Here is a 22,435-nt window from a genome sequence, read left to right as displayed (position 1 = left end):
CCATTGCTCGTTGACCTTCAGGTGGCGCTTCAAAATTGCGTCCGCGACAAACGCCGGTCTGCCATGATCGGAAAGTTCGTAAGCGCGTGCGTGGGCCTCGCTCATGCTGCTCACGACAACCTGATCGGTCCCAACTGGACCATGTTCTTGACGAAAACGGGGGCCCTTTCCAAGACAAAGACCGGTGCTCCTCGCGTGAAGGAAACGGCGCTGTCCGCCGACATTGCGCTTGAAGCACAGGCGCTGCTAATAAAAGGCTCACAGCAGCAACGCGCAATGGCATCCCCGGGCTTTGTGCCCTCTGATGCGATCTCCTTTGTTCAAGCGGATGCGCTCATGCCCGGCAAGAAGACCACGGGCAACAGTTCAAAGCGTCCCGACCTAGTCTTCATGCCGGCCGATCCCGAACTGAACCTGGCATTCGCAGTTGAGGCAAAGGTCCTTGAAGGTCATAGCGACTGCAAGGATTTGCTCTTGGGGCCCGAAGGGATTGGTTGCTTCACGCGGCCAAATGATCCCTACGAGACCAGCGGTGTCATTGGCTTGTTTGGCTACGCGGACCACGCGTCCGTTGCGCAGCATCAGGCGGCCCTGCACTCGGCCATGACCACTGACACGGTGACGGGATTTCTCAGCGTGGCCACTGCGCAGCGCAGCTGCGTCTGGGACAACGTCACCATCGCCCGAGCAAGTACTTTGGCGACGACCAAATCCTCAGGGTTGCTCTGCTTGGGCGTCGTGTTCGGTTTTCCGAGCATTCGCCAAACCGGCGCAACACCAGCGAAGAAACGAGCAACGACCGCAAAGGCTGGAACAAAGGTTCCCGCAAGAATGACGACGTTGACCTCGTCCGCAACGCACGTTGGACCGGGCACGGTCCGTCCCCCACTGGCGATCAAGCGAAAAACGCCTTAAAGCGCTAACCATACCGTGTCATTGGCCACTCGCCGCAGTCTAGTGTCGAGAACCAAGCGCTTGCCGGGTAGGTGGTGGCCGTCGTGCACGAACGTCGGACCTTTGACTATCGGTGTGTGCAAGACCTGCTGCGAGCGCGGTTCTGCAAAGCCACGAACTTCCGCTTAGGGTCGGGGGCGGCCGGTCAGGCAATGCGATAGCCGGACGAGGTTGCTGCCAGCCAAGCATCAAGAAAAAACGCCCAGGCCAAAGCCTGGGCGCAGTATTACAGTTAACAATCTAAAAGCCTTGCGCTTACTCACTCATGCGCAATTAGTTGCGCTTTTACTCCACATAGTTCAGGGCTGGCTTTTTTTTCGTCCGCCTATCGGGCGCTCAGGACTGCAGGCTGTCCGCGAAGCCGAGCGCGCCGACGATCGCGCGGTTGATCTGCTCGGGCGCGAGCTGCAACTCGGTCGCCTGTATCTGCAGTTCCGTTGCGTCGAAGGACTCGCACAGGCGCGCGAGCTTGAGAAAGGGGGCGTAGGGGCCCTGCTCGAGCAGCAGCGCGTCGGTGATCGCCGAGGGGAGGTGCATCTCCTCGAGCACGCTTTGCATCGAGGTGCCCAGCAGGGCGTTGAGCAGCGAGAACGCGCCGGTGATGAACAGGTTGTCGAGTTCCGACTTGTCGAAGAAGGATGCGCCGATCTGCTCCATGAAGCGCCCGCGCGCGATGGAGGTCTGCATCATCGCCGGCGCGCCCGGATCGCGGCTTGCGCTCACGAGCAGCAGCGACAGCCACTTGTTCAGGTTGGCGTAGCCGAGGATGGTCACCGCGTGGCGGAAGGACTGGATCTCGCAGCTCAGTCCGAAGCCCGCCGAGTTGATGTAGCGCAGCAGCTTGTAAGACACGGCGACGTCCTGCCGCAGCACCGCCTCGATCTCCTTGATGTCCGCGTTGTTGCGCACGAGGTTTAGGAGTCGCACGATCTGCGCGTGCGCGGGTGACAGTTCCTTGGCGGCCGGGTTGCCGTACAGGAAGAACCAGCCCGAGGCGCCGTCGAAGCCTGCCTGCACGGATTCCTGGAAGGCATTGACGTTGGGCAGCCCCCAGGCGAGGGTGATGCCGGGCGAGCCGGCCGGGGTCGCGTGTCGGCGACGATCCATCAGCACGAAGCGCCAGTCGATGTCGGGCGGCAGGGCGGCTCCCGGGGCGTACCAGCTCAGGCACATGCTGACTCCGGCGTCGCGCAGCTGCGGTAGCAGCGCTTGCGTCTGCGGATGCGCGAGTGCCTGCGCGGGGATCTCCACCATCGCGTTGGGGGGCGCCTGCCAGTTCATCAGCTCGGGCGTCGGCACGAGCCGACCGAGACAGACGAATACCGTGTGATGGGTCGGCCAGATGTCCGCGAGGTTGTTCAGGGTCTCGACCACCGCGCCTACGTTTGGCCCGTGGGCGATGAGCCGGTTCGCCGTGATCGCACGATTCCGGTTGACGACGGGTTCGCGGGTAAGGATGGTGGTCTGGGTCATGAGTTCAGGGGGCGTCGGTGGCGAAGGTGAAGGCGTCAGCGAAGAACGCGTCCTGCGGTAGCCCGCACTGTGCGGTAAATTCGCTGCGCGCGGCGTCGATCATGGCCGGTGATCCGCAGGCATAGACTTCGTGCGCGGACAGGTCGGGCAGGTCCTCGATCACCGTGCGGTGCACGAGGCCGGTGCGCCCGTGCCAGGCATCCGCGGGTCCTGCCTCGGACAATACCGGAACGTAGCGGAAACCGGGCAGGGACTGTTCCCACGAGCGTGCGAGTTCGTCCATGTAGAGGCCGCCACGGTTGCGCGAGCCCCAGTAAAGCGTCATCGGCCGCGCGATGCCGGCATGGAGCGCGTGCTCGACGATGCTCTTGATCGGCGCGAAGCCGGTGCCGCCCGCGAGCAGCACGATCGGCGCCCGCGACTCCTCATGCAGGCCGAAGCTGCCGAGCGGCCCCTCGAAGCGCAGGATGTCGCGCTCCTTCATGCCGTTGAAGACGTGTTCGGTGAAGGCGCCGCCGGGCACCAGGCGCACGTGCAACTCCATGGCATCCTCGCGATGCGGCGCGTTGGCGATCGAGAAGCTGCGCCGGCGACCGTCGGCGAGCAGGAAGTCGATGTACTGGCCGGCGCGGAAGCGGAAGGGCTCGCTCGCGGGGAGCTTCAGTTCGATCACCATCACATCCGGCGCGGCACGGGTCAGTCGCTGCACGCGGCACGGAAGTTTCTTGATCGGGATGTCGCCGGCGCGGCTCACATTGCGCGCCTCGAGGACCAGATCCGAATGCGCATGGGCGCTGCAGAAGAGCGTCATGCCGGCGGCGCGGTCGGCGTCGCTGAGCGCGGTCGCTGCGCCGGTGAGGGCGACCTCGCCGCGGATCACCTTGCCCTTGCATGCGCCGCAGGCGCCGTCACGGCAGCCGTAGGGAAGGACGAGACCTGCGGCGAGGGCGGCCTCGAGGATGGTCTGATCCGAATCGGCCTGGAATTGCTGGCCGCCTGGCTCGAGTGAAATCTGGAACGACATCGGGCGTGAGATAATCCGTCGATGAAAAGAATATTGATCGTCGGCAGCGGCGACGTGGCCCGGCGCGCGATTCCGTGGCTCATGCGGCGCTTCAGGGTGTTCGCCCTGGTGCGCAGTGCAGAGGGGCTCGCCGGACTGCGCGCGCTCGGTGCCACACCGGTATTTGCCGACCTCGACGACCGTCGTAGCCTGCGGCGCCTGGCCGGAATCGCGGATGCTGTCCTGCATTTCGCGCCTCCCCCCGACCGCGGCACGCGCGATACGCGTACGGCAAGACTGCTGGCGGCACTTGCGTGCGCGACGAGTCTACCACAGCGCATTGTCTATATAAGTACGACGGGCGTGTATGGCGATTGCGGCGGACGGGCTGTCGACGAGACCCATCCATGCCGTCCGCAGACGGCGCGGGCGCAGCGTCGTGTCGATGCGGAAGGCCGCTTGCGGCGCTTCGGGGCTCGCTGCGGCGTGAGGGTGTGTGTGCTGCGTGCGCCGGGTATCTACGCGAGCGACCGCCTGCCGGTGGCGAGGCTGGGGCGCGGCGATCCGGTGCTGCGCGCGGAAGAGGACGTCCACACCAATCACATCCACGCCGACGATCTCGCGCACCTGGCATGCCTCGCGCTTTTTCGCGCCGGGGCGGGACGCGTCTACAATGCCGTCGATGATACGCGCATGAAGATGGGCGATTATTTCGATTTCGCCGCCGACACCTTCGGCCTGCCGCGGCCGCAGCGCCTTTCGCGCGCGGAACTCGCGTCACGCATTTCGCCGATGGCCCTGTCCTTCATGGGCGAGTCGCGACAACTGGACAATCGCCGCATCCGGCGCGAGCTACGGGCGCGTCTGCTGTACCCGAGCGTGCGCGAAGGTTTCGCCGCGGCGCTCAACGTGAAACATTCAAGCTAGGAGTATTCGATGCTGGTAGTGAAAGCCCTGCACATTTCCTTCGTCGTTGCGTGGTTCGCGGGCCTGTTTTACCTCCCGCGCCTGTTCGTGAATCACGCGATGGTGGAGGACGCGGCGACGCGCGAGCGGCTGGCGCTGATGGAGCTCAAGCTCTACCGCTTTATGACACCGCTGGGGATTCTCGCCGTCGTGCTCGGCTTCTGGCTGTGGTTCGGCTATGCGGACATGATCGTGATCGGCGGCTGGCTCCACCTCAAGACCGCCCTGGTGAGCTTCCTGATCGTCTATCACCTCTACTGCGGCAGGCTCATGCGTGACTTCGCCGCCGGACGCAATACGCGGAGCCACAAGTGGTACCGTGTGTTCAACGAGGTTCCGGTGCTGGTGCTGTTCGCATCCGTGTTCCTTGTCGTGCTGAAGCCCTTCTGAGGCCCCAGGCCTGCGCCGGCATCGCTCCAAGTCAATTCCAAGTCCGTCCGCCTTCCACTCTCTTCGTCCCCTATGTCCGAATCCTTCTTTTCCCCCTGTCCGCGCGGTCTCGAGCCGATGCTTGCCGAGGAACTCGCCGCGCTCGGGGCGCGGGACGTCGAGGCAACACACGGCGGTGTCGGTTTCTCGGGCGACTGGCAGACCTGCTATCGCGCCAATCTTGAGAGCCGTCTCGCCACTCGCGTGATGTGGCGCCTCGCGCAGGGACGCTATCAATCCGAGGAGGACATCTACCGTCTGGCCTACGGAGCGACCTGGGCCAAATGGTTCACCGTCGACGACACGATCCGCATCTACGTGACGGCGAAACAATCGCCGTTGCGCAGTCTCGAGTTCATCACGCTGAAGATCAAGGATGCGGTGTGCGACCACTTCCGCACCGTGACCGGCAAGCGCCCGAGCGTCGATACGGCGAACCCTGCGGTCCGCATCCATGCCTTCCTGACGCGCGACCGTGTCACGCTCTATCTCGATACTTCCGGCGAGCCGCTGTACAAACGCGGCTACAAGCCTGCCGCCGTCGAGGCGCCGCTGAAGGAAAACCTCGCCGCCGGCATCCTGCGCATCAGCGGCTGGCGGCCGGGGGAGGCGCTGATCGACCCGATGTGCGGCAGCGGCACCTTTCTCATCGAGGCGGCGCAGATTGCGCTCGACATTGCCCCCGGACTCGGCCGCAGCTTCGCCTTCGAGCGCTTCCGCCATCTCGACCGCGCAGCCTGGGCGTCGATCCGCAAGGCGGCGGAGGGGCGGCGCAAGCCGGTGCGGCCGCTGCGCATCTACGGCTCGGACGTGGTCGGCGAACAGGTGCGGCGCACGCGCGTGAATCTGCAGTCTGCCGGGCTGGCCGACTGCGTGACGCTGGATCGAGCGGACTTCCTGACGCGCGATGCGCCCGCCCCCGAAGGCGTGATGGTGACGAACCCGCCCTACGGCGTGCGCATCGGCGAGGCGGAGGAGCTGGCGGCGCTGTATCCGCAGTTCGGCGACGCGCTGAAGAAGCGCTGGAGCGGCTGGCGCTGCTACTTCCTGTCGGCGGACCCGGCGCTGCCCAAGCTGATCGGCCTGAAGGCGAGCAAGCGCACGCCGCTCTTCAACGGCGCGCTGGAGTGCCGCGTGTTCGAGTACAAGATGATCGCCGGCAGCAACCGGCGGAAGGCGCCCGACGACGGATCAGAGTTTGTGAAGTAATCGTAGCGAGCGACCCGAGTCCGCTCCGAGAGGCGCAGCCGTACAAATGGTGCGGCGACTTATTTGCCAGCTCCGACAGGGGCGGAATCGGGCGCACAGTAAATTTATTCGCAAACTCAGACGATGTCGAGGTGCTGGATGCCAGACACGAGATCCTTCTCGCCGAGCTTACTGTTGAGCTTGATCTGCAGGCGCAGGTCGTTCACCGAGTCGGCGTTGCGCAGCGCGTCTTCATAGGTGATTCGCTCCTCCTCGTAGAGATCGAAGAGCGCCTGGTCGAAGGTCTGCATGCCGAGTTCGCGCGAGCGCTTCATCACTTCCTTGATGCCCGGCACTTCGCCCTTGAAGATCAGATCCGAGATCAGCGGCGAGTTGAGCAGCACCTCGACGGCAGGCACGCGTCCCTTCTCGTTTTTCTTCGGCAGCAGGCGCTGCGAGATCAGTGCGCGCAGGTTGAGCGAAAGGTCCATCAGCAGCTGCTGGCGCCGGTCTTCGGGGAAGAAGTTGATGATCCGGTCGAGCGCCTGGTTCGCACTGTTCGCGTGCAGCGTGGCGAGGCACAGGTGGCCGGTTTCGGCGAAGGCGATCGCGTAGTCCATCGTCTCGCGGTCGCGGATTTCGCCCATCAGGATCACATCGGGGGCCTGACGCAGGGTGTTCTTCAGTGCCGCCTCCCAGCCGTCGGTGTCGATGCCAACCTCGCGCTGGGTGACGATGCAGTTCTTGTGCTGGTGCACGTATTCGATCGGGTCCTCGACCGTGATGATGTGGCCGTAGGAGTGCTCGTTGCGGAAGTCGACCATTGCCGCCAGCGAGGTCGTCTTGCCGGTACCGGTGCCGCCGACGAAGATCACGAGGCCGCGCTTGGCCATCGCGACGTCGCGCAGCACCGCGGGCATGCCCAGATCGTCGAAGGTCGGGATCTTCTGTGCGATCGTCCGCAGCACGAGGCCGACCTTGCCCTGCTGGATGAAGGCGTTGGCACGGAAGCGGCCGATGCCCGCGGGCGAGATCGCGAAATTGCATTCCTTGGTCGATTCGAACTCGGCCGCCTGGCGATCGTTCATGACCGCGCGCGCAAGCTCGGCGGTGTGCTGCTGCGTGAGCGACTGATTGGACTGCGGGATGACGCGTCCGTCGATCTTGATCGCAGGTGGAAAGCCGGCGGTGATGAAAAGGTCGGAGCCATTCTTCTGCACCATCAGCCTGAGCAGGTCGTGCATGAATTTGAGGGCCTGATCGCGTTCCATGTGTTGCGCTCCAGCGGAATTTCGGGGTGCTGCGAAAGGGAATTATGTTCCTCACGCGCGCCGGGGGGGACGGCGCCGGGGGCGGGATGCGAGGGCGAGCGTGATCTAGTGGACGTCCCGCTGCGCGGGGCGGCGATCAGCCGAAGTTGTCCTTGTTCTGCGCCTTCATCTTGGCTTCGGCGGGCGACACGATGTTGCGGCGCACGAGGTCGAGCAGGCACTGGTCCAGCGTCTGCATTCCGACGTTCTGGCCGGTCTGGATCGACGAGTACATCTGCGCGATCTTGTTCTCGCGGATCAGGTTGCGGATCGCGGGGGTGCCGATCATGATCTCGTGCGCGGCGACGCGCCCCTGGCCGTCCTTGGTCTTCAGCAGGGTCTGCGAGATGACGGCGCGCAGCGATTCGGACAGCATCGAGCGCACCATTTCCTTCTCGGCGGCGGGGAAGACGTCGACGATACGGTCAATGGTCTTGGCGGCCGACGAGGTGTGCAGGGTGCCGAACACCAGGTGGCCCGTCTCGGCGCCAGTCAGCGCGAGGCGGATGGTCTCGAGGTCGCGCATTTCGCCGACAAGGATTACGTCCGGGTCCTCGCGCAGCGCCGAGCGCAGCGCGTTGTTGAAGGACAGCGTGTCGCGCGCGATTTCGCGCTGGTTGATCAGGCAGCGTTTGGACTCATGCACGAATTCGATCGGGTCCTCGATGGTGAGGATGTGGCCGTATTCGTTGTCGTTGATGTGGTCGATCATCGCCGCGAGCGTGGTCGACTTGCCCGAGCCGGTCGGGCCGGTGACGAGCACGATGCCGCGCGGCTGGTTGGAGATGTCCTTGAAGATCTTGGGGCAGTTGAGCTCTTCGAGCGTCAGCACCTTGGACGGAATGGTCCGGAACACGGCTGCCGCACCGCGGTTCTGGTTGAAGGCGTTGACGCGGAAGCGCGCGAGGTTGGGCACCGCGAACGAGAAGTCGCACTCCAGCACTTCCTCGTACTGTTTGCGCTGCTGGTCGTTCATGATGTCGTACACCATGGAGTGCACGTCCTTGTGCTCCATCGGCGGCAGGTTGATGCGCCGCACGTCGCCGTGCACGCGGATCATGGGCGGCAGGCCGGACGAGAGATGGAGGTCAGAGGCCTTGTTCTTGACCGCAAAGGCCAGCAGTTCGGTGATGTCCATGGATTCTTCGAAGGAATTCGGAAGGGTGCGCGCGGAAAGGCAGGTCGGTGCGCGGTGCTATACTCGCCCGGGCCGGATTTCCGAGACCATTGCCGTCGCTATATGACAACAATCGCCGCCAACTTGCAAGCCGTGCGCGAGCGCGTCGCCGATGCCGCGATCGCTGCGGGACGGCGGCCCGAAGAGATCGCGCTGCTGGCCGTCAGCAAGACCTGGCCGGCACATTGCGTGGCCGAGGCGGCCGATGCAGGGCAGCGCCTGTTCGGCGAGAACTATGTGCAGGAAGGCGTGGCAAAGGTCGCCGAACTGCAGGCGCGTGGATTGGAATGGCATTTCATCGGACCGCTGCAGAGCAACAAGACGCGACCCGTCGCGGCGCACTTCGACTGGGTGCATTCGGTCGATCGCCTGAAGCTCGCCGAGCGCTTGTCCGAGCAGCGCGCCGCGGAGTCGGCGCCGCTCAACGTGTGCATCCAGGTGAACGTGAGCGGGGAGGCGAGCAAGAGCGGGGTCGCGCCCGACGAAGTGGCGGCGCTGGCGCGGCAGGTGGCGGCGCTGCCGCGGCTGCGCCTGCGCGGGCTGATGGCGATTCCAGAGCCGGACGGGGACGAGGCGTTGCTGCGCGGCCGCTTCGCGACGCTGCGCCGGTTGCGCGACGAACTCAATGCCGCCGGTTTCGCGCTCGACACGCTGTCGATGGGGATGTCGCACGATCTCGAACTGGCGATCGCCGAGGGGGCGACCATGGTGCGGGTGGGCACCGCGATTTTCGGAACACGCAAGCTGCGTGAGGAACGGATATGACGGGGAAGGACGTGGCGGAACGGATCAGGATCAGTTTCCTGGGGGGCGGCAACATGGCGTCGGCGCTGATCGGCGGCATGCTCGAACGCGGCTTCGCCGCGGCTGACATCCAGGTGGTGGAGTTGCAGGAAGAAGGGCGCAAGCGCCTGGCGGAGCGTTTCGGCGTGCGCACCGTGGGCGCGGTCGATGACGCGCTGCTCGATTGCGACGTGCTGGTGCTGGCGGTGAAGCCGCAGCAGATGAAGGCGGCGCTCGCGCCGCTGGCGGGTCGGCTGGCGCGCCAGGTGGTGGTGAGCATCGCCGCCGGGCTGCGGCTTGCGGACATCGGCCGCTGGCTGGGCGGCTACGCGCGGCTCGTGCGGGTGATGCCGAACACGCCGGCGCTGATCGGGGCAGGCGTGTCGGGCCTGTATGCGGACCCGTCGGTGGACGCCGCCGGGCGCGCCGCGACCGAGCGCGTGCTCGCTGCGGTCGGCAGCACGGCGTGGATCGCCGAGGAGGCGCAGATGGATGCGGTGACAGCGGTGTCGGGCAGCGGTCCGGCCTATGTCTTCCACTTCATCGAGGCGCTGGAGGCGGCCGGCGCTTCGCTCGGCTTCGATGCGGCCACGGCACGCAAGCTCGCGATCGACACGGTACTGGGCGCGGCGAAGCTCGCGGCCGGCTCCGACGAGGCGCCGGGCGTGTTGCGCGAGCGTGTCACCTCGAAGGGCGGCACGACCGAGGCGGCTCTCGCGAGCATGCAGGCATCGGGCTTCTTCGATACGATCGTCGCCGCGGTGAAGGCCGCCGAGGTGCGCGGGCGGGAACTTGGTGAACAACTGGGCAGGGACTGAGCGCGATGCTGGGCAACGTATTGCTGCTGGTTCTCGACACGGCCTTCGGCTTCATCACCCTGATGCTGCTGGCGCGCTTCTTCATGCAGTGGCAGCGCGTGTCGTTCCGCAACCAGGTGGGGGCTTTCGTCGTCGCCACCACCGACTGGCTCGTGCGGCCGCTGCGCCGCGTGATCCCGGGCGTGTTGGGGCTCGATCTTGCGAGCCTGCTGCCGGCGTGGGTGCTGCAGACGCTGTTTGTGTTCATCGAATTGTCACTGCGCGGCGCCGCCCTCAATGGTAATCCCGGCGCCCTGATCCTCGGCCTGTGGGGGCTGGGGCTGCTGGAAGTCGCCCGCATGGCGATCTATCTCGTGTTCGGCGTGGTGCTGATGTCGGCGATCCTGTCGTGGGTGAGCCCGCATGCGCCGGCCGCCCCCGTCTTTCACAATCTCTCCGCGCCTTTCCTGCGTCCGTTCCGGCGCATCCTCCCGCCGATCGCCAATGTGGACCTGTCGCCGCTGGTGCTGCTGCTGGTGCTGCAGATCGTGTTGATGCTGCTCGGCGGGCTGCGCGGGAACTTCGCGTCGCTGCTGGTCGGATGAGCGAGACCGTCTGGCTGCGCGAGGCGGCCGATGGCGGCCTCGTGCTGACGCTGCACATCCAGCCGGGGGCGAAGAAGACCGAATTCGTCGGCCTGCATGGCGAGGCGATGAAGATCCGCCTCGCCGCGCCGCCCGTGGACGGGAAGGCGAATGCGGCGTTGTGCGCCTTTCTGGCGGATTTCTGCGGCGTGCCGAAATCCGCCGTGACACTGATCAGCGGTGAGACCTCGCGCGCGAAGCGGGTGCGGGTGGACGCTGCGAGCGCCGCAGCGCTCGCGCGCATGCGGGCGCTCGGCTGACGCGGGCGGCCCCGCGGGGCGTTTTCAGCCCAGTTCGTGCATGACCTGGCCTTCGACCAGGGTGTAGTGCACGCGGCCGGGCAGTTCCAGCCCGAGGAAGGGCGTGTTCTTGCCCTGGCTGCGCAGGTTGTCGCGGCTCACGGTCGTGTGGGCAGCGGGGTCGAACACGCACAGGTCGGCGCGCGCGCCCGGCGTCAGGTGGCCGGCCTTGGTGATGCCGACGATGCGCGCGGCATCCGAGGTCACCCGCGCCAGCGCCTTCACCAGCGGCAATCCCGTCTCCTGCGCCCACTTGAGGGTGAGCGGCAGCAGCAGCTCGAGGCCTGTCGCGCCCGGCTCCGATTCGCTGAACGGGGTGAGCTTGCCGTCATCGTCCACCGGCGTATGGTCCGAGCAAAGCGCGTTGATGCGGCCGTCGGCGAGCCCTTGGCGCAGCGCGTCGCGGTCGCGCTGGCTGCGCAGCGGCGGCACGAGGTGGCAGTTGCTGTTGAAGTAGCCGATGTCCATGTCGGACAGGTGCAGGTGGTTGATCGACACGTCGCAGGTGATGTCCATGCCTTCGGCGCGGGCCTGTTCGACAAGCGCAAGGCCTGCCGCGCTCGACAGGCGGGTGACGTGGAGGCGTGCGCCGGTCGTGCGGGCGAGCTGGATGTAGGTGTACAGCGCGATCGTCTCGGCGGCGACGGGAATGCCCGGCAGGCCCAGGCGTGAGGCGATCTCACCGTCGTGCGCGACCCCATTGCGACCGAGGAAGGGCGCGAGTGGCTGTAGCCAGACGCGGAAGCCGAAGGTCGCGGCGTATTGCAGCGCGCGCAGCAGCACGTTGTTGTCGACGATGGAGACATTGGCCTGGCTGAAGGCGACACAGCCGGCTTCGACCAGCTCGGCCATCTCCGACAGGCGCTCGCCCTTGAGGCCGATGGTCAGCGCGCCGACCGGATAGACGTGGGCGCGGTTGAGCTTCTTCGCGCGGTAGCACAGCATCTCGACCAGGCCCGGCTCGTCGAGCACGGGGTCGGTGTCGGGCGGGATCGCGAGGCTGGTGACACCGCCGGCCATCGCCGCGTCCATCTCGGATTCGAGGGTGGCGCGGTATTCGAAGCCGGGCTCGCGCAGGCGCGCGGCGAGATCGATGAGACCCGGTGCGACGACGAGCTTGGCGGCGTCGATCGTGCGTTCCGCGGCGAAGCCGTCGGGGGCCTGGCCGGTCGCGACGATCTTGCCGTCGGCGAGATACACGTCGCGCTTGTCGTCGAGGCCGTTCGCCGGGTCGATGACGCGGCCGTTGGTGATGCGGATCTTCATTACTTGTAGCTCCCTTGCTGGCCGGCCAGCATGCTCATGACGGCCATGCGTACTGCGATGCCGAAGGTGACCTGGGGCAGGATCACGGCCTGCGCGCCGTCGGCGACGGAGGAATCGATCTCGACGCCGCGGTTCATCGGTCCCGGGTGCATGACGATGGCGTCAGGCTTGGCCAGCGCCAGTTTCTCGGCGGTGAGGCCCCACACCTTGTAGTACTCCTGCGGGGTCGGCAGCAGCGCGCCGTTCATGCGCTCGTTCTGCAGGCGCAGCATCATGACGACGTCGACGTCCTTGAGGCCTTCGCGGATGTCGTGGAAGACGCGCACGCCCATGCGCTCGACCTCGGTCGGCAGCAGCGTCTTCGGGCCGATCACGCGCACTTCGGGCACGCCCAGCGTGGTCAGCGCACTGATCTGCGAGCGCGCGACACGCGAGTGCAGCACGTCGCCGACGATCGCGACGGTCAGATTGGTGAAATCGCGCTTGTAGTGCCGGATGGTGTACATGTCCAGCAGGCCCTGCGTCGGATGCGCGTGGCGGCCGTCGCCGGCATTGACGACGTGGATGTGGTCGCGCCCGGTGGCGAGCAGGTGCTGTGCGATCAGGAAGGGTGCGCCGCTCGCGGCATGGCGCACGACGAACATGTCGGCCTGCATCGCGCACAGGTTGTCGACGGTGTCGAGCAGGCTCTCGCCCTTGGCGGTGGAGCTGGTCGATACGTTGAGGTTCACGACGTCGGCCGACAGGCGCTTCGCGGCGATCTCGAAGGTGGTGCGGGTGCGCGTGGAGTTCTCGAAGAACAGGTTGAAGATGCTCTTGCCGCGCAGGAGCGGCAGCTTCTTCACTTCGCGTTCGGCGACCTCGGTGAACGGGGCGGCGGTGTCGAGGATCGCGGTGATGACGTCGCGCGGCAGGCCGTCGATCGTCAGCAGGTGCTGCAGTTCGCCGTGTTTGTTGAGCTGGGGGTTATGCATCGATCAGCCTCAGGGTGAAAACGCCGGCAGCATCGGTCTCGAGCTGCAGGCTCTGGCTTGCGGGCAGGGGTTGGGGCAGGGTGAGGGCGCAGTAGCGTGCGGCGATCGGCAACTCGCGGCCGCCGCGGTCGACGAGCACGGCGAGGTCGACGCCGGCGGGGCGGCCGAAGTCGAACAGTTCGTTGATCGCGGCGCGCGTCGTCCGTCCGGTGTAGAGGACGTCATCGACGATGATGACGTGGGCGCCTTCGACGTCGAACGGGATCTCGGTGCGCTTGGGCTGGGGATGCAGGCCCTTGGAGCCGAAGTCGTCGCGGTAGAAGGACACGTCGATCGAGCCGGTCGGGTGCTTCAGGCCCAGGGCCTGCTGCAGACGCTCGGCCAGCCATACGCCGCCCGTGTGGATGCCCACCAGCGCGGTGTCGGGCGTCACGTGCGGCCGCATCTGCTCGACCAGGGTCTGGAAGAGCGCTTCAGCATCAAGCTTTTGCATGTTGGAGGGCGTCCAGGAAGTGTTGCAGGAGGATCTGGGCGGCAACCGCGTCGAGCACCGGTTTGCGTGCTTGCCAGCTGCGCTGCCCCGCTTCCTCCAACGCGGCTTCGGCCGCGGCGGAGGACAGGCGTTCGTCGCTTTCCATGACCGGCAGGCGATAGCGGCCGTGCAGCTGGTTCGCGAAGCGGCGGCAACGTGCGGTCATCTCGTGCGGGGTGCCGTCGAGGTGGCAGGGGATGCCGACGACGAGGCCGACGGGGCGCCACTCGGCGATGAGCTTTTCGATCGCGGCGAAGCGCGGTGCATTGGCCTCGCCGCTGATGGTGACGAGCGCGCTGGCCCGGCCGGTCTCGAGTTCGCCGACGGCGACGCCGAGGCGCACGAGGCCGAAGTCGAAGCCGAGCAGGGTGCCGCGCGCGGGGAGGTCCGGGGTTGGCCGGGGTTCGGGCGCGGCCGCCTCAGGCATGCCCGGCCGTCTCGCTGAGGTTGGTGAAGTCGATGCCGAGCTTCTGCATGGCGGCGGCGAGGCGCTCCTCGGGCGGGAGGTCGAAGACGATGGAGAGATCGGCGCGCACGGTCAGCCACGCGTTGTCGGCGATCTCCTGTTCGAGCTGGCCGGCGGTCCAGCCGGCGTAGCCCAGCGTCACGAGCACGTCGGAGGGCTGGCCGGTGCTGCCGATGGCCTGCAGGATGTCGCGCGAGCTGGTCAGGCCGGCTTCATCGTTCACGTTCAGCGTCGAGTGCCATTCGCCCGCGGGCCGATGCAGCACGAAGCCGCGGTCGGTCTGCACCGGGCCGCCGAAATACACCGGCTGGTCGGCGAAGCCGGCGGCGTCGAGCGGCAGTTCGACGCGCTCGAAGAGCGTGGCGAGCGTCATGTCGATCGGCCGGTTGACGATGATCCCGAGCGCGCCCTGGTCGTTGTGCTCGGCGATGTAGGTCAGCGTGCGCGAGAAATTCGGATCGGCCATGCTGGGCATGGCGATCAGGAAATGATGCGTGAGGTTCGACATGATTTCGCTCATGGCTGCATTTTAGCCTCTCGCGCGCGGCATGGAGCAGGAACCTGCGCGGCATGGGTGCGTCAGAATGCGACTTTCCGAATTCCCGGGTTTCTTCATGTCCTCAGCTCTCGTGTGGTTTCGCCGCGACCTGCGCAGTTATGATCACGCGGCGCTGTATCACGCGCTGCGTCGCTTCGGGCGGGTCCATTGCGTCTTCGTGTTCGATAGCGGGATCCTTGATGCATTGCCGAGCCGCAGCGACCGGCGCGTGGAGTTCATCTGGCGCAGCGTGCAGGAGCTGGACGCTGCGCTCGATGCGGTGTCGCGCCAGGCAGGCGGGAGCGGGGCGGGCTTGCTCGTGCGGCACGGGCGCGCCGACGAACTGATCCCGGCCCTGGCGGTGCAACTGGGGGTGGCGGCGGTGCTGAGCAATCGCGACTACGAACCGGACGCCATCGCGCGCGACCGGCGCGTCGCGGAGCGGCTCGCCGACGCGGGAATTGGCTTCGAGGACTTCAAGGACCAGGTCGTCTTCGAGCGCGACGAGATCCTCACCCAGGGCGGCCAGCCGTACAGCGTATTCACGCCGTACCGGAACGCGTGGTTGAAGAAGCTGGACGGTTTCTACGTGCAGGCCTATCCGGTCGAACGCTACGCCGTGCAGCTCGCGCCCAAGGCCGAGGGCGAGCGCGTGCCCGGCCTCGACGAGCTGGGTTTCGCGCCGACCAATCTCGCCGACTTGCGCATGCCGACCGGCATGAGCGGCGGCCGGTCGCTGTTCGTGGACTTTGCCGTCCGTATCGGGCGCTATCGCGAGGCGCGCGACTTTCCCGCCGTGAAGGGGGTGTCCTACCTGTCCGCGCACCTGAGATTCGGCACCGTGTCAGTCCGCGAACTGGCGGCGTTCGCGTCGGCGGACGGCGGGGCCGGGGCGGAGAGCTGGCTCGGCGAACTGGTGTGGCGCGACTTCTATCACATGATCCTGTGGCACCACCCGCGCGTCGTGACGGCGAGCTTCAAGCCGGAGTACGACCGGATCGTGTGGGACGCGGCGCCGGAGCTGTTTGCGGCGTGGTGCGAGGGGCGCACGGGCTATCCGCTGGTCGATGCCGCGATGCGCCAGCTCCACTCGACGGGCTACATGCACAACCGCCTGCGCATGGTCGTGGCGTCCTTCCTCACCAAGGATCTGGGCATCGACTGGCGGCGCGGCGAGCGCCACTTCGCCGACCATCTGCTGGACTACGACCTCGCGGCAAACAACGGCGGATGGCAGTGGGCGGCGTCGACGGGCTGCGATGCGCAACCTTATTTCCGCATCTTCAATCCGGTGACGCAGTCGGTGCGCTTCGATCCGGAGGGGCGCTTCATCCGCCGCTACCTGCCGGAACTCGCGCGCGTACCGGACAAGTATGTCCATGCGCCGTGGAAGATGGGCGCGGCCGATCAGGCGGCTGCGGGGGTGCGCATCGGCCGCGACTATCCGGGCCCGGTCGTCGATCACGCCACCGCGCGCGAGCGCACCCTCGCGCGCTTTGCCGTGGCGCGAAACTGATCGGCACCGTCAGGCCTCCGCGCGCGCCTTCCCGGTGTAGTGCTGGAGCAGGGCCAGCAGTTCGCCTTCCTCGTAGGGTTTGCCGAGGTACTCGCTGGCGCCGATCTTCTCGGCGAGCTGGCGATGCTTGTCCGCCAGGCGCGAGGTGATCATGATCACCGGCACGTCGCGCGTGCGCTCGTCGGCGCGGATGTTGCGCAGCAGGTCGAAGCCGTCCATGCGCGGCATCTCGATGTCCGACAGGATCACGTCGGGCACCGACTCGATCAGGCGTTCCAGCGCCTCGACACCGTCCTTGGCCGTAATCACGCGATAGCCTTCGCGTTCGAGCAGTCGGCCGGTGATCTTGCGCACCGTCAGCGAGTCGTCGACGACCATCACGGCCGGTTGGTGGACCAGCGCCGCCGCGACCGGCACGGTGGCGCCCGGGGCTTCCGCCTCCGCGAGGCTGCGGCTGGCGAGGGCGACCGGGTTGAGGATCAGCACGATCTCGCCGTCGCCCAGCACCGTCGCGCCGGAGATGCCGACGACGCGCGCGAGCTGCGGGCCGGCGTTCTTGACGACGATTTCCTGGTTGCCGCGCAGCGCATCGACGTGCAGCGCGAGCGTCTGGGCGCCGGCGCGCAGCAGCAGCACCCAGTTGAAGCGCTGCTCCTCGGGCTGCGTCGTCGCGTCGCCGAGCAGGCGCGGCAGGTAGCGATAGTTGAAGTGCATGTCCTGCCAGTCCGTGCCGCCGGCGGCGCGCAGTTCGTGCAGTGCCGCAGCCTTCAGCTCCATGACCTGGGCGACCATGCTCGAGGGGATGGCGTAGGTGCGGCCGCCCGCGCTCACCAGCAGGGCCTGCGTCACGGCCAGCGTGAGCGGCAGGTAGATGCGGAATTCCGTGCCGGCGCCGCGCGTCGAGCGGATGTCGATGCGCCCGCCGACCGCTGCAGTCTCGGACTTCACGACGTCCATGCCGACACCGCGGCCGGACACCGTGGACACGTTGCTGGCGGTGGAGAAGCCGGGGAGGAAGATCAGGTTCGTCAGGCGGCGCTCGTCGGCGATCTCGGCCGGTCCCAGCAGGCCGTTCGCGCGTGCCCGTTCGGCAATGCGCTCGTAGTCGAGGCCGGCGCCGTCGTCGGCGAGGCTGATGGCGATTTCGTTGCCTTCCTGGCTGACGCTCAGGGTGATCTGGCCGATCTCGTTCTTTCCGGCGGCGCGGCGCGTTTCCGGGGTCTCCAGGCCGTGCGCGATGGCGTTGCGCAGCAGGTGTTCGAGCGGCGCGGTGATGTGCTCCAGCACGCTGCGGTCGATCTCGATGCGCCCGCCGCGCAGGTCGAGGTTGGCGCGCTTGCCGAGGTCCTTGGCCGTCTGGCGCGTGACGCGATAGAGGCGGTCGGCGAGGCTGTCGAAGGGCACCATGCGCACCTGCATCAGCGCCTGCTGCAGGTCGCGCGACAGCCGTGCCTGGCTGTTCAGCGCGAGTTCGGCACCGTCGAGGTTGCGCAGCAGGCTCTGCTGCACCGTCGTGACGTCGCCGACGCTCTCCGCCATCATCCGCGTGAGCTCCTGCAGCCGGGTGTAGCGGTCCATCTCGAGCGGGTCGAAGTCGCCCTCTTGGGTGCCGGTATGGGCGATGCGCGACTGCATCTGCACGTCGGCCTGGATCTCGACTTCGCGCAGCTGGTTGCGCAGGCGGATGACGTTTTCCGTCAGGTCCAGCAGCGAGCGGCGCAGCGTGCGCAGCTCGCCGGCGATGCGGGTGCGGGCGATGCCGATTTCGCCCGCTTCGTTGACGAAGCGGTCGACAGTGTCGGCGCGCACGCGCAGCGTCGCCGTCGCGCTGGTTTCGACCTCGGCCGCAGCAGCTTCCGGCACGGTGATGGAGACCGCGGCTTCGGTCGCGCCAACGGCTGCCGGCGCGGGGGGGCCGGTGAGCGTGCCCATCATCTGCTCGGTGCGGTCCAGACCGCCCACGAGTTCGTCGATCATCTCGGCGGCGTCGCGCCCCGCTTCTCGGCCGGCTTCAAGCTGCGATTCGAGCTGGTGGACATGTTCGCCGAGGCTCATTGCCCCGGCCATGCGCGCGCTGCCCTTGAGCGTGTGCAGCAGACGCGCCGTCGCCTTGGCGTGGTCGGCCGAGGCGTCGCCGCTGCTCCAGCGTCGCAGCGTCGCGTGCAGGTCGGCAAGCAGTTCGGCGCCTTCCTCGAGGAACACCGGCAGGAGCTGCTCGTCGAGGTCGTCGGCGACGGTCGCAGCGCGGGCTGCGACCTCGGGGACTTCCGCAGCGGCGGACGGCCGTTCGGGAGCCGTCTCCTCGATGACTGCGCCTTCCGGCTCGAAGCCGATGTCGAGGGCAAGCGTGCGACCGATGCCGTCGAGCTGTTCGATGAGCTCCGGCACCTCGAGCGGCATCTGGCGCAGTCCGACCTGCGCGACCATCGCCTCGAGGGTGTCGTTGGTGCTCTTCATGACCGCGGACTGCTCGGCGGTCGGCGGGTGGGCGCCCTCGCGCAGGCGCTCGATCGCGTGTTCGAGCGCGCGAGCGAGGCCTTGCACGCTCATCAGGCGCGTGGTCCCCGAGATCCCCGCGAGCGTGTGCGCGGCGCGCAGCGCGGCTTCGGCAGGGACCAGGGTGGGGTTGGCCGCAAGGCGGCGGAGTTCGTCGCGCAGGGTGCCCAGGTGGTGCCGCGCCTCGCCGAGATACAGGTCGTAGAGCGGGCGGCTGATTTCGTTGTCGCCGACGTGGACGACGTCGCGTTCGATCGGCACCTCGAGTTCCTCGAGGTCAACAGTCGCCTCCTCGATGTCCTCAGTGGCCGGTGGTGCTTCGCCTGCAGCGGGAACCTCCTCGGCAGGGGGCGTGGCGAGCACGCGGGTCTCTTCCCGTTCGAAGGTTTCGGGGGCGGCTGGCGTCTCTTCTTCGAGCGGAACTTCCAGTTCGATCGCTTCTTCGAGGTCGATCGTGTCCTCGAGATCGATCACCTCCTCGAGTTCGGCCAGTTCCTCGAGCCCTTGCGACTCCGCCTCCATCGGTGCGATGGGTGCCTCGAAATCCGGCGGTTCGGTCGTCGGAGGTCGTTCGACTTCGGGCAGGGCTTCGAGTGTGATCGCTTCTTCGGTCGCGCCGGTGAACTCGATCGCAGGCGGGAGTTCGACCGTCGTCGCGAAGGGCATGTCGCGGGAGGGTTCGGCGGTCGTATCGTCGACGGCGTCGAGCGGGAAGCGGAACTCGTCGCCGATCGCGGCCGACGGCGCCTCTTCCAGATCCTCGAGTGCGAAGGTCTCGGCTGCGGCGGGCTCGAGCGACAGTTCCTCGCCGATCGCGGTCTCATCCGGCCGGGTGGCTGTGCCGGTCGCACCGAACTCATCGAGCGGGCTCGTCTCGGGTGCGTACTCGCCCGCAGCGGCAGCTTCGAAGGCTTGCTCCTCGTCGAGCGCGATTTCCTCGCCGAGGGGCTCGATTTCGAGCCCCTCGAGGGATTCCTCGACGATGATCTCGTCCTCCTCGGGCGCGGGGCGCGCGACGGGCAGGATCTCGCCGGTTGCGGCCTGTTCGAGCGTCGCGAAGGCGAGGGCGGACTCTTCCGTTGCCGCGGGCTCTTCGGGAGACGTCACCACTGCTTGCGGCGCCGGTTCGCTGATCGGTGTGTCGCTGCTGCGCAGGCGCTCCGATTCGGCCATCAGGGCTGTGACGTCGCGAGCCTGGCTGCCTCCGGCCTCCAGATCCGATACCCACTCGGAGAAGGTCCCGTTGGCGTCGCCGATGAGATGGTGAAGGGCCGGCGTCGGCGGCCACTCCAGCTGGAGCCAGCGGTTGAGGGTTTGCTCCAGCTCCCATGCGGCCTCGCCGAGATCGCGCAGGCCGACCATGCGGCCGCTGCCCTTGAGGGTGTGGAAGCCACGCCGGATCGACGTGAGGTGCTCGACGTTGCCCGGCGCGGTGCGCGACAGTTCGAGCTGTTCGGCGATGCTGGCGAGGACTTCGTGAGCTTCCTCGATGAAGATCGCTAGCAGTTCGGCATCGATCTCAGCGGCACTTGGGGCCGGTGCGGCCGGTTTCACCGGCGCAGGCGTCGACGCCGGAGTCTCTTCGGGCGGCAGCTCGATCGGAGCAAACTCGATCTGGATTTCGGGCGGGCTCGGTTCGGCCGGTTCGAGCGGGGGCTGGAAGTTGAGGTCGGTTTCGACTTCCTCGATCGGAAGAGGCTCCTCGTTTGCAGCTTCTTCGATGGCGGGAGCCGCGGTCGCGGGAAGTTCTTCGGGTGCTGCTGTGGCGGGTTCCAACTCTTCGACCGTGGGCGCCGCGGCGGTGGGGGGCGGCTCCGCCGCGGAGATCACCGTCGCTGCGCTGGGCGCAGCGGTCGAGGCGGGTGTCGTGGCCGGCTGAACCACTTCGGCGAAACGCGGCAGCTCGATGGTCAGGGCGGGCGTTTCGATGCTTGCCTGCGGGCGGCGCGCGGTCGGATCGAGGAAGGTCTGCAGGTTCGCCGGGCCGTGCTGCAGGGCCTGGACGTAGAAGCCGAGGGCCGACAGCCGCTGCGCAAGGCCTTCGAACTGGCCGGCTTCAGGTTCTGCGTCGCTCGCTGCGAGTCGGGCAACGGTGCTTGCAGCGTCGTGCACCAGCGCGATCGCGTCGGGGTCGCCGATCAGGGTCAGCGCCCCTTCCACCTGTTTGAGCGGGGTCGCGAGGCTCTCGAGCGGTGCGCGCTTCTGCTGGTTGCGGAAAAAGTCGTCGAGGATCTGTTCGACCTGCGCGAGGCTCGAGAGGATCTCCCGCGTCAGCTGACCGACCGCTTCGCGTTCCTGCAGGCGGCGCGCCGTCTCGACCGTCGGCGAGTGCTCGGCGGGCTCGACCGCTTCGCCGCGCGTGACCGCGCCCAGGCGGCTGATGGTGTCGGCGACCTGCGTCGAGAAGCCCGCGTCGGGGACGACGCGGTCGAGCGCCCCTTCCGCCAGCAGCAGGGCGGTGGCGACCTCGATGGCAACCTTGTCGGTGTTCTGCAGCGGATCCTTGCGCAGCCAGCGGACGAACTCGATCAGGGCTTCGAACAGGCGGTCGAGCGCGGGACGCCCGAGCTGGGGCGCCTGGGCAGCGAGATCCGCGAGACTGCTCGCAAAGCGCGGCAGGGCTGCGGCGTGGCCCTCCGAGAACTCGTCCCACGCGTGCTTGGTTGCGGCCATCGAGGTCTGCAGCGACTTGAGCAGCGGCGCAAGCGGCGTCACGCTGACCGTCGAGCCGGCCTCGGGAATCAGTGCATGCGGGTGCCAGGTGTCGCGCACGGCCTGCTGCTGAGCGGTGCGTGCGGGGGCCTGCGCGACCCAGTACAGCAATTCGCGGATGAAGCGGTCCGGGACGGCCGCGGGGACCTCGGCCAGTCGCTTGAGCTGTGCGTCGAGCTGCGAGCACAGTCGCTTGACCTCCGGCTGAGCCGGCACGTCACCGTGCACCAGGGCTTCGAGGAAGGCCTGCGCGGCGTACCACAGGTTGGTGACGGGGGCGCCGGTATGCAGCACCTCCATGCCCTTCACAGCGTCCAGCATGGCCGTTGGGCCGGCTGCGTCACTTGGCGTGCGCAGCCACTGCAGCAGGCCACGCTGGAACAGGGCGCGCTGCGCCCGCAGCTGTGCCTGGCGGGCTTCGTCGGTCAGCGTGACGCTGGCGATCTGGCGGCGCGGCGGACGTTGCGTGAGATCGGGGAAGAACAGTTCCGCCGGGGCGACCGGGTCCGCGCTGCGGATGGCGTTGATTTCCCGGTACAGCGGCAGCAGGCGCAGCGGCTGGTCGGGCGTGCCATGCACCAGCTCTTCGATGTAGTTGCCCATCGTCGCGAGCGCGCGCCGCGCCAAGGCGATGGTCGCCGCGTCGATGGCGCGTTCGCCGCGGGCGAGCAGCCCGAGCGACTGGTCGAGCGAGGAGGCGAACTGGGTGAGACCGTCCAGGCCGACGATCGAAAGGGCTCCGCGCACCTGGTGCAGGTGGGTCTGCGCGAACTGCACGCGGCTCGGTGCATCGGATGCGGCTAGCGCCTGTTCGAGCGATTCATCGGCGCGCGCGAGAGCGAGGTCGATTTCGTTCTTGACCCAGGTGAGCGGGCCCAAATCCAGTTCTGAAGGGTGCGTCATGGCCGGTTC

19 protein-coding genes are annotated in these 22,435 nt (G+C 67.2%); 9 read left to right on the top strand and 10 right to left on the bottom strand.

The window, feature by feature from the left end; genetic code table 11:
* Positions 1-63: 63 nt before the first annotated feature.
* Positions 64-915 carry a hypothetical protein gene (locus tag ToN1_RS08860; RefSeq protein ID WP_169208269.1) on the top strand — a complete coding sequence of 284 codons (852 nt, stop codon included), beginning with the start codon at positions 64-66 and terminating at the stop codon, positions 913-915.
* Between the two features lie 375 nt (positions 916-1,290).
* Here ToN1_RS08860 and ToN1_RS08855 read toward each other — a convergent pair whose 3' ends face one another.
* Both ToN1_RS08855 and ToN1_RS08850 read right to left on the bottom strand, forming a co-directional pair.
* The gene (locus ToN1_RS08855) at positions 1,291-2,427 is read right to left on the bottom strand and encodes an EAL and HDOD domain-containing protein (RefSeq protein ID WP_169208268.1); all 1,137 of its coding nucleotides are present in this window, start codon (positions 2,425-2,427) and stop codon (positions 1,291-1,293) included.
* Positions 2,428-2,431: 4 nt separating this feature from the next.
* Positions 2,432-3,451 carry a CDP-6-deoxy-delta-3,4-glucoseen reductase gene (locus ToN1_RS08850; RefSeq protein WP_169208267.1) on the bottom strand — a complete coding sequence of 340 codons (1,020 nt, stop codon included), beginning with the start codon at positions 3,449-3,451 and terminating at the stop codon, positions 2,432-2,434.
* 21 nt (positions 3,452-3,472) lie between these two features.
* On the opposite strand from ToN1_RS08850, the gene ToN1_RS08845 reads away from it, so the two are divergent.
* The 3 genes from ToN1_RS08845 (at position 3,473) to ToN1_RS08835 (ending at position 6,034) form a co-directional block, all read left to right on the top strand.
* Positions 3,473-4,357 carry an NAD-dependent epimerase/dehydratase family protein gene (locus ToN1_RS08845; protein ID WP_169208266.1) on the top strand — a complete coding sequence of 295 codons (885 nt, stop codon included), beginning with the start codon at positions 3,473-3,475 and terminating at the stop codon, positions 4,355-4,357.
* A 9-nt stretch (positions 4,358-4,366) separates the two neighbouring features.
* Positions 4,367-4,786, top strand: a complete 420-nt coding sequence (locus ToN1_RS08840) for a CopD family protein (protein WP_169208265.1) — start codon at positions 4,367-4,369, stop codon at positions 4,784-4,786.
* Positions 4,787-4,858: 72 nt separating this feature from the next.
* Positions 4,859-6,034 (top strand): THUMP domain-containing class I SAM-dependent RNA methyltransferase, encoded by a 1,176-nt coding sequence (locus ToN1_RS08835; RefSeq protein WP_169208264.1) that lies wholly within the window; start codon positions 4,859-4,861, stop codon positions 6,032-6,034.
* A 116-nt stretch (positions 6,035-6,150) separates the two neighbouring features.
* Here ToN1_RS08835 and ToN1_RS08830 read toward each other — a convergent pair whose 3' ends face one another.
* Complete coding sequence (locus ToN1_RS08830; protein WP_169208263.1) at positions 6,151-7,284, bottom strand: PilT/PilU family type 4a pilus ATPase; 1,134 nt, start codon at positions 7,282-7,284, stop codon at positions 6,151-6,153.
* 136 nt (positions 7,285-7,420) lie between these two features.
* Positions 7,421-8,461 (bottom strand): type IV pilus twitching motility protein PilT, encoded by a 1,041-nt coding sequence (locus ToN1_RS08825; RefSeq protein WP_169208415.1) that lies wholly within the window; start codon positions 8,459-8,461, stop codon positions 7,421-7,423.
* 102 nt (positions 8,462-8,563) lie between these two features.
* Between ToN1_RS08825 and ToN1_RS08820 the strand changes: the two genes are divergently transcribed.
* The 4 genes from ToN1_RS08820 to ToN1_RS08805 are packed head-to-tail and all read left to right on the top strand — an operon-like array spanning position 8,564 to position 10,984.
* Entirely contained in the window at positions 8,564-9,265 is a 702-nt protein-coding gene (locus ToN1_RS08820; protein WP_169208414.1) for a YggS family pyridoxal phosphate-dependent enzyme, read from the top strand.
* A 23-nt stretch (positions 9,266-9,288) separates the two neighbouring features.
* A complete protein-coding gene (gene proC / locus ToN1_RS08815) occupies positions 9,289-10,101 on the top strand; it encodes a pyrroline-5-carboxylate reductase (protein WP_169208418.1) in 813 nt (270 codons plus the stop codon).
* Positions 10,102-10,106: 5 nt separating this feature from the next.
* A complete protein-coding gene (locus tag ToN1_RS08810) occupies positions 10,107-10,685 on the top strand; it encodes a YggT family protein (RefSeq protein ID WP_169208413.1) in 579 nt (192 codons plus the stop codon).
* Entirely contained in the window at positions 10,682-10,984 is a 303-nt protein-coding gene (locus ToN1_RS08805; RefSeq protein ID WP_169208412.1) for a DUF167 domain-containing protein, read from the top strand. The genes ToN1_RS08810 and ToN1_RS08805 overlap by 4 nt, the downstream gene beginning before the upstream one ends.
* A 24-nt stretch (positions 10,985-11,008) precedes the next feature.
* Here ToN1_RS08805 and ToN1_RS08800 read toward each other — a convergent pair whose 3' ends face one another.
* Genes ToN1_RS08800 through ToN1_RS08780 form a run of 5 tightly spaced genes read right to left on the bottom strand, consistent with a single transcriptional unit; the run spans position 11,009 to position 14,781 of the window.
* Positions 11,009-12,289: a dihydroorotase gene (locus ToN1_RS08800; protein WP_169208411.1), complete on the bottom strand. Its 1,281-nt coding sequence runs from the start codon at positions 12,287-12,289 to the stop codon at positions 11,009-11,011.
* Entirely contained in the window at positions 12,289-13,263 is a 975-nt protein-coding gene (locus tag ToN1_RS08795; protein WP_169208410.1) for an aspartate carbamoyltransferase catalytic subunit, read from the bottom strand. Before ToN1_RS08795 ends, ToN1_RS08800 begins: the two co-directional genes overlap by 1 nt.
* Entirely contained in the window at positions 13,256-13,756 is a 501-nt protein-coding gene (pyrR, locus tag ToN1_RS08790) for a bifunctional pyr operon transcriptional regulator/uracil phosphoribosyltransferase PyrR (protein ID WP_169208409.1), read from the bottom strand. Before pyrR ends, ToN1_RS08795 begins: the two co-directional genes overlap by 8 nt.
* On the bottom strand, positions 13,743-14,222 hold the full coding sequence (gene ruvX, locus ToN1_RS08785; RefSeq protein WP_169208408.1) for a Holliday junction resolvase RuvX: 480 nt from the start codon (positions 14,220-14,222) through the stop codon (positions 13,743-13,745). Before ruvX ends, pyrR begins: the two co-directional genes overlap by 14 nt.
* Entirely contained in the window at positions 14,215-14,781 is a 567-nt protein-coding gene (locus ToN1_RS08780; protein ID WP_169208407.1) for a YqgE/AlgH family protein, read from the bottom strand. The genes ruvX and ToN1_RS08780 overlap by 8 nt, the downstream gene beginning before the upstream one ends.
* Positions 14,782-14,875: 94 nt before the next feature.
* Here ToN1_RS08780 and ToN1_RS08775 point away from each other — a divergent pair, with 94 nt between their 5' ends.
* Positions 14,876-16,315: a cryptochrome/photolyase family protein gene (locus tag ToN1_RS08775; protein WP_169208406.1), complete on the top strand. Its 1,440-nt coding sequence runs from the start codon at positions 14,876-14,878 to the stop codon at positions 16,313-16,315.
* Between the two features lie 9 nt (positions 16,316-16,324).
* Here the strand turns inward: ToN1_RS08775 and ToN1_RS08770 are convergent, their stop codons facing one another.
* Positions 16,325-22,426: a hybrid sensor histidine kinase/response regulator gene (locus ToN1_RS08770; protein ID WP_169208405.1), complete on the bottom strand. Its 6,102-nt coding sequence runs from the start codon at positions 22,424-22,426 to the stop codon at positions 16,325-16,327.
* Positions 22,427-22,435 lie beyond the last annotated feature (9 nt).

Origin of the sequence: Aromatoleum petrolei (genome assembly GCF_017894385.1) — a bacterium.
GTDB classification, from domain to species: domain Bacteria; phylum Pseudomonadota; class Gammaproteobacteria; order Burkholderiales; family Rhodocyclaceae; genus Aromatoleum; species Aromatoleum petrolei.
The sequence above is the reverse complement of the archived record's forward strand: the minus strand, read 5'-3'. Positions and strand labels throughout refer to the sequence as shown.

Coding starts and splice junctions, on each gene's coding strand:
- ToN1_RS08860 (WP_169208269.1), top strand. CDS start 64: ATGATCGGAAAGTTCGTAAGCGCGTGCGTGGGCCTCGCTCATGCTGCT.
- ToN1_RS08855 (WP_169208268.1), bottom strand. CDS start 2,427: ATGACCCAGACCACCATCCTTACCCGCGAACCCGTCGTCAACCGGAAT.
- ToN1_RS08850 (WP_169208267.1), bottom strand. CDS start 3,451: ATGTCGTTCCAGATTTCACTCGAGCCAGGCGGCCAGCAATTCCAGGCC.
- ToN1_RS08845 (WP_169208266.1), top strand. CDS start 3,473: ATGAAAAGAATATTGATCGTCGGCAGCGGCGACGTGGCCCGGCGCGCG.
- ToN1_RS08840 (WP_169208265.1), top strand. CDS start 4,367: ATGCTGGTAGTGAAAGCCCTGCACATTTCCTTCGTCGTTGCGTGGTTC.
- ToN1_RS08835 (WP_169208264.1), top strand. CDS start 4,859: ATGTCCGAATCCTTCTTTTCCCCCTGTCCGCGCGGTCTCGAGCCGATG.
- ToN1_RS08830 (WP_169208263.1), bottom strand. CDS start 7,284: ATGGAACGCGATCAGGCCCTCAAATTCATGCACGACCTGCTCAGGCTG.
- ToN1_RS08825 (WP_169208415.1), bottom strand. CDS start 8,461: ATGGACATCACCGAACTGCTGGCCTTTGCGGTCAAGAACAAGGCCTCT.
- ToN1_RS08820 (WP_169208414.1), top strand. CDS start 8,564: ATGACAACAATCGCCGCCAACTTGCAAGCCGTGCGCGAGCGCGTCGCC.
- ToN1_RS08810 (WP_169208413.1), top strand. CDS start 10,107: ATGCTGGGCAACGTATTGCTGCTGGTTCTCGACACGGCCTTCGGCTTC.
- ToN1_RS08805 (WP_169208412.1), top strand. CDS start 10,682: ATGAGCGAGACCGTCTGGCTGCGCGAGGCGGCCGATGGCGGCCTCGTG.
- ToN1_RS08800 (WP_169208411.1), bottom strand. CDS start 12,289: ATGAAGATCCGCATCACCAACGGCCGCGTCATCGACCCGGCGAACGGC.
- ToN1_RS08795 (WP_169208410.1), bottom strand. CDS start 13,263: ATGCATAACCCCCAGCTCAACAAACACGGCGAACTGCAGCACCTGCTG.
- pyrR (WP_169208409.1), bottom strand. CDS start 13,756: ATGCAAAAGCTTGATGCTGAAGCGCTCTTCCAGACCCTGGTCGAGCAG.
- ruvX (WP_169208408.1), bottom strand. CDS start 14,222: ATGCCTGAGGCGGCCGCGCCCGAACCCCGGCCAACCCCGGACCTCCCC.
- ToN1_RS08780 (WP_169208407.1), bottom strand. CDS start 14,781: ATGAGCGAAATCATGTCGAACCTCACGCATCATTTCCTGATCGCCATG.
- ToN1_RS08775 (WP_169208406.1), top strand. CDS start 14,876: ATGTCCTCAGCTCTCGTGTGGTTTCGCCGCGACCTGCGCAGTTATGAT.
- ToN1_RS08770 (WP_169208405.1), bottom strand. CDS start 22,426: ATGACGCACCCTTCAGAACTGGATTTGGGCCCGCTCACCTGGGTCAAG.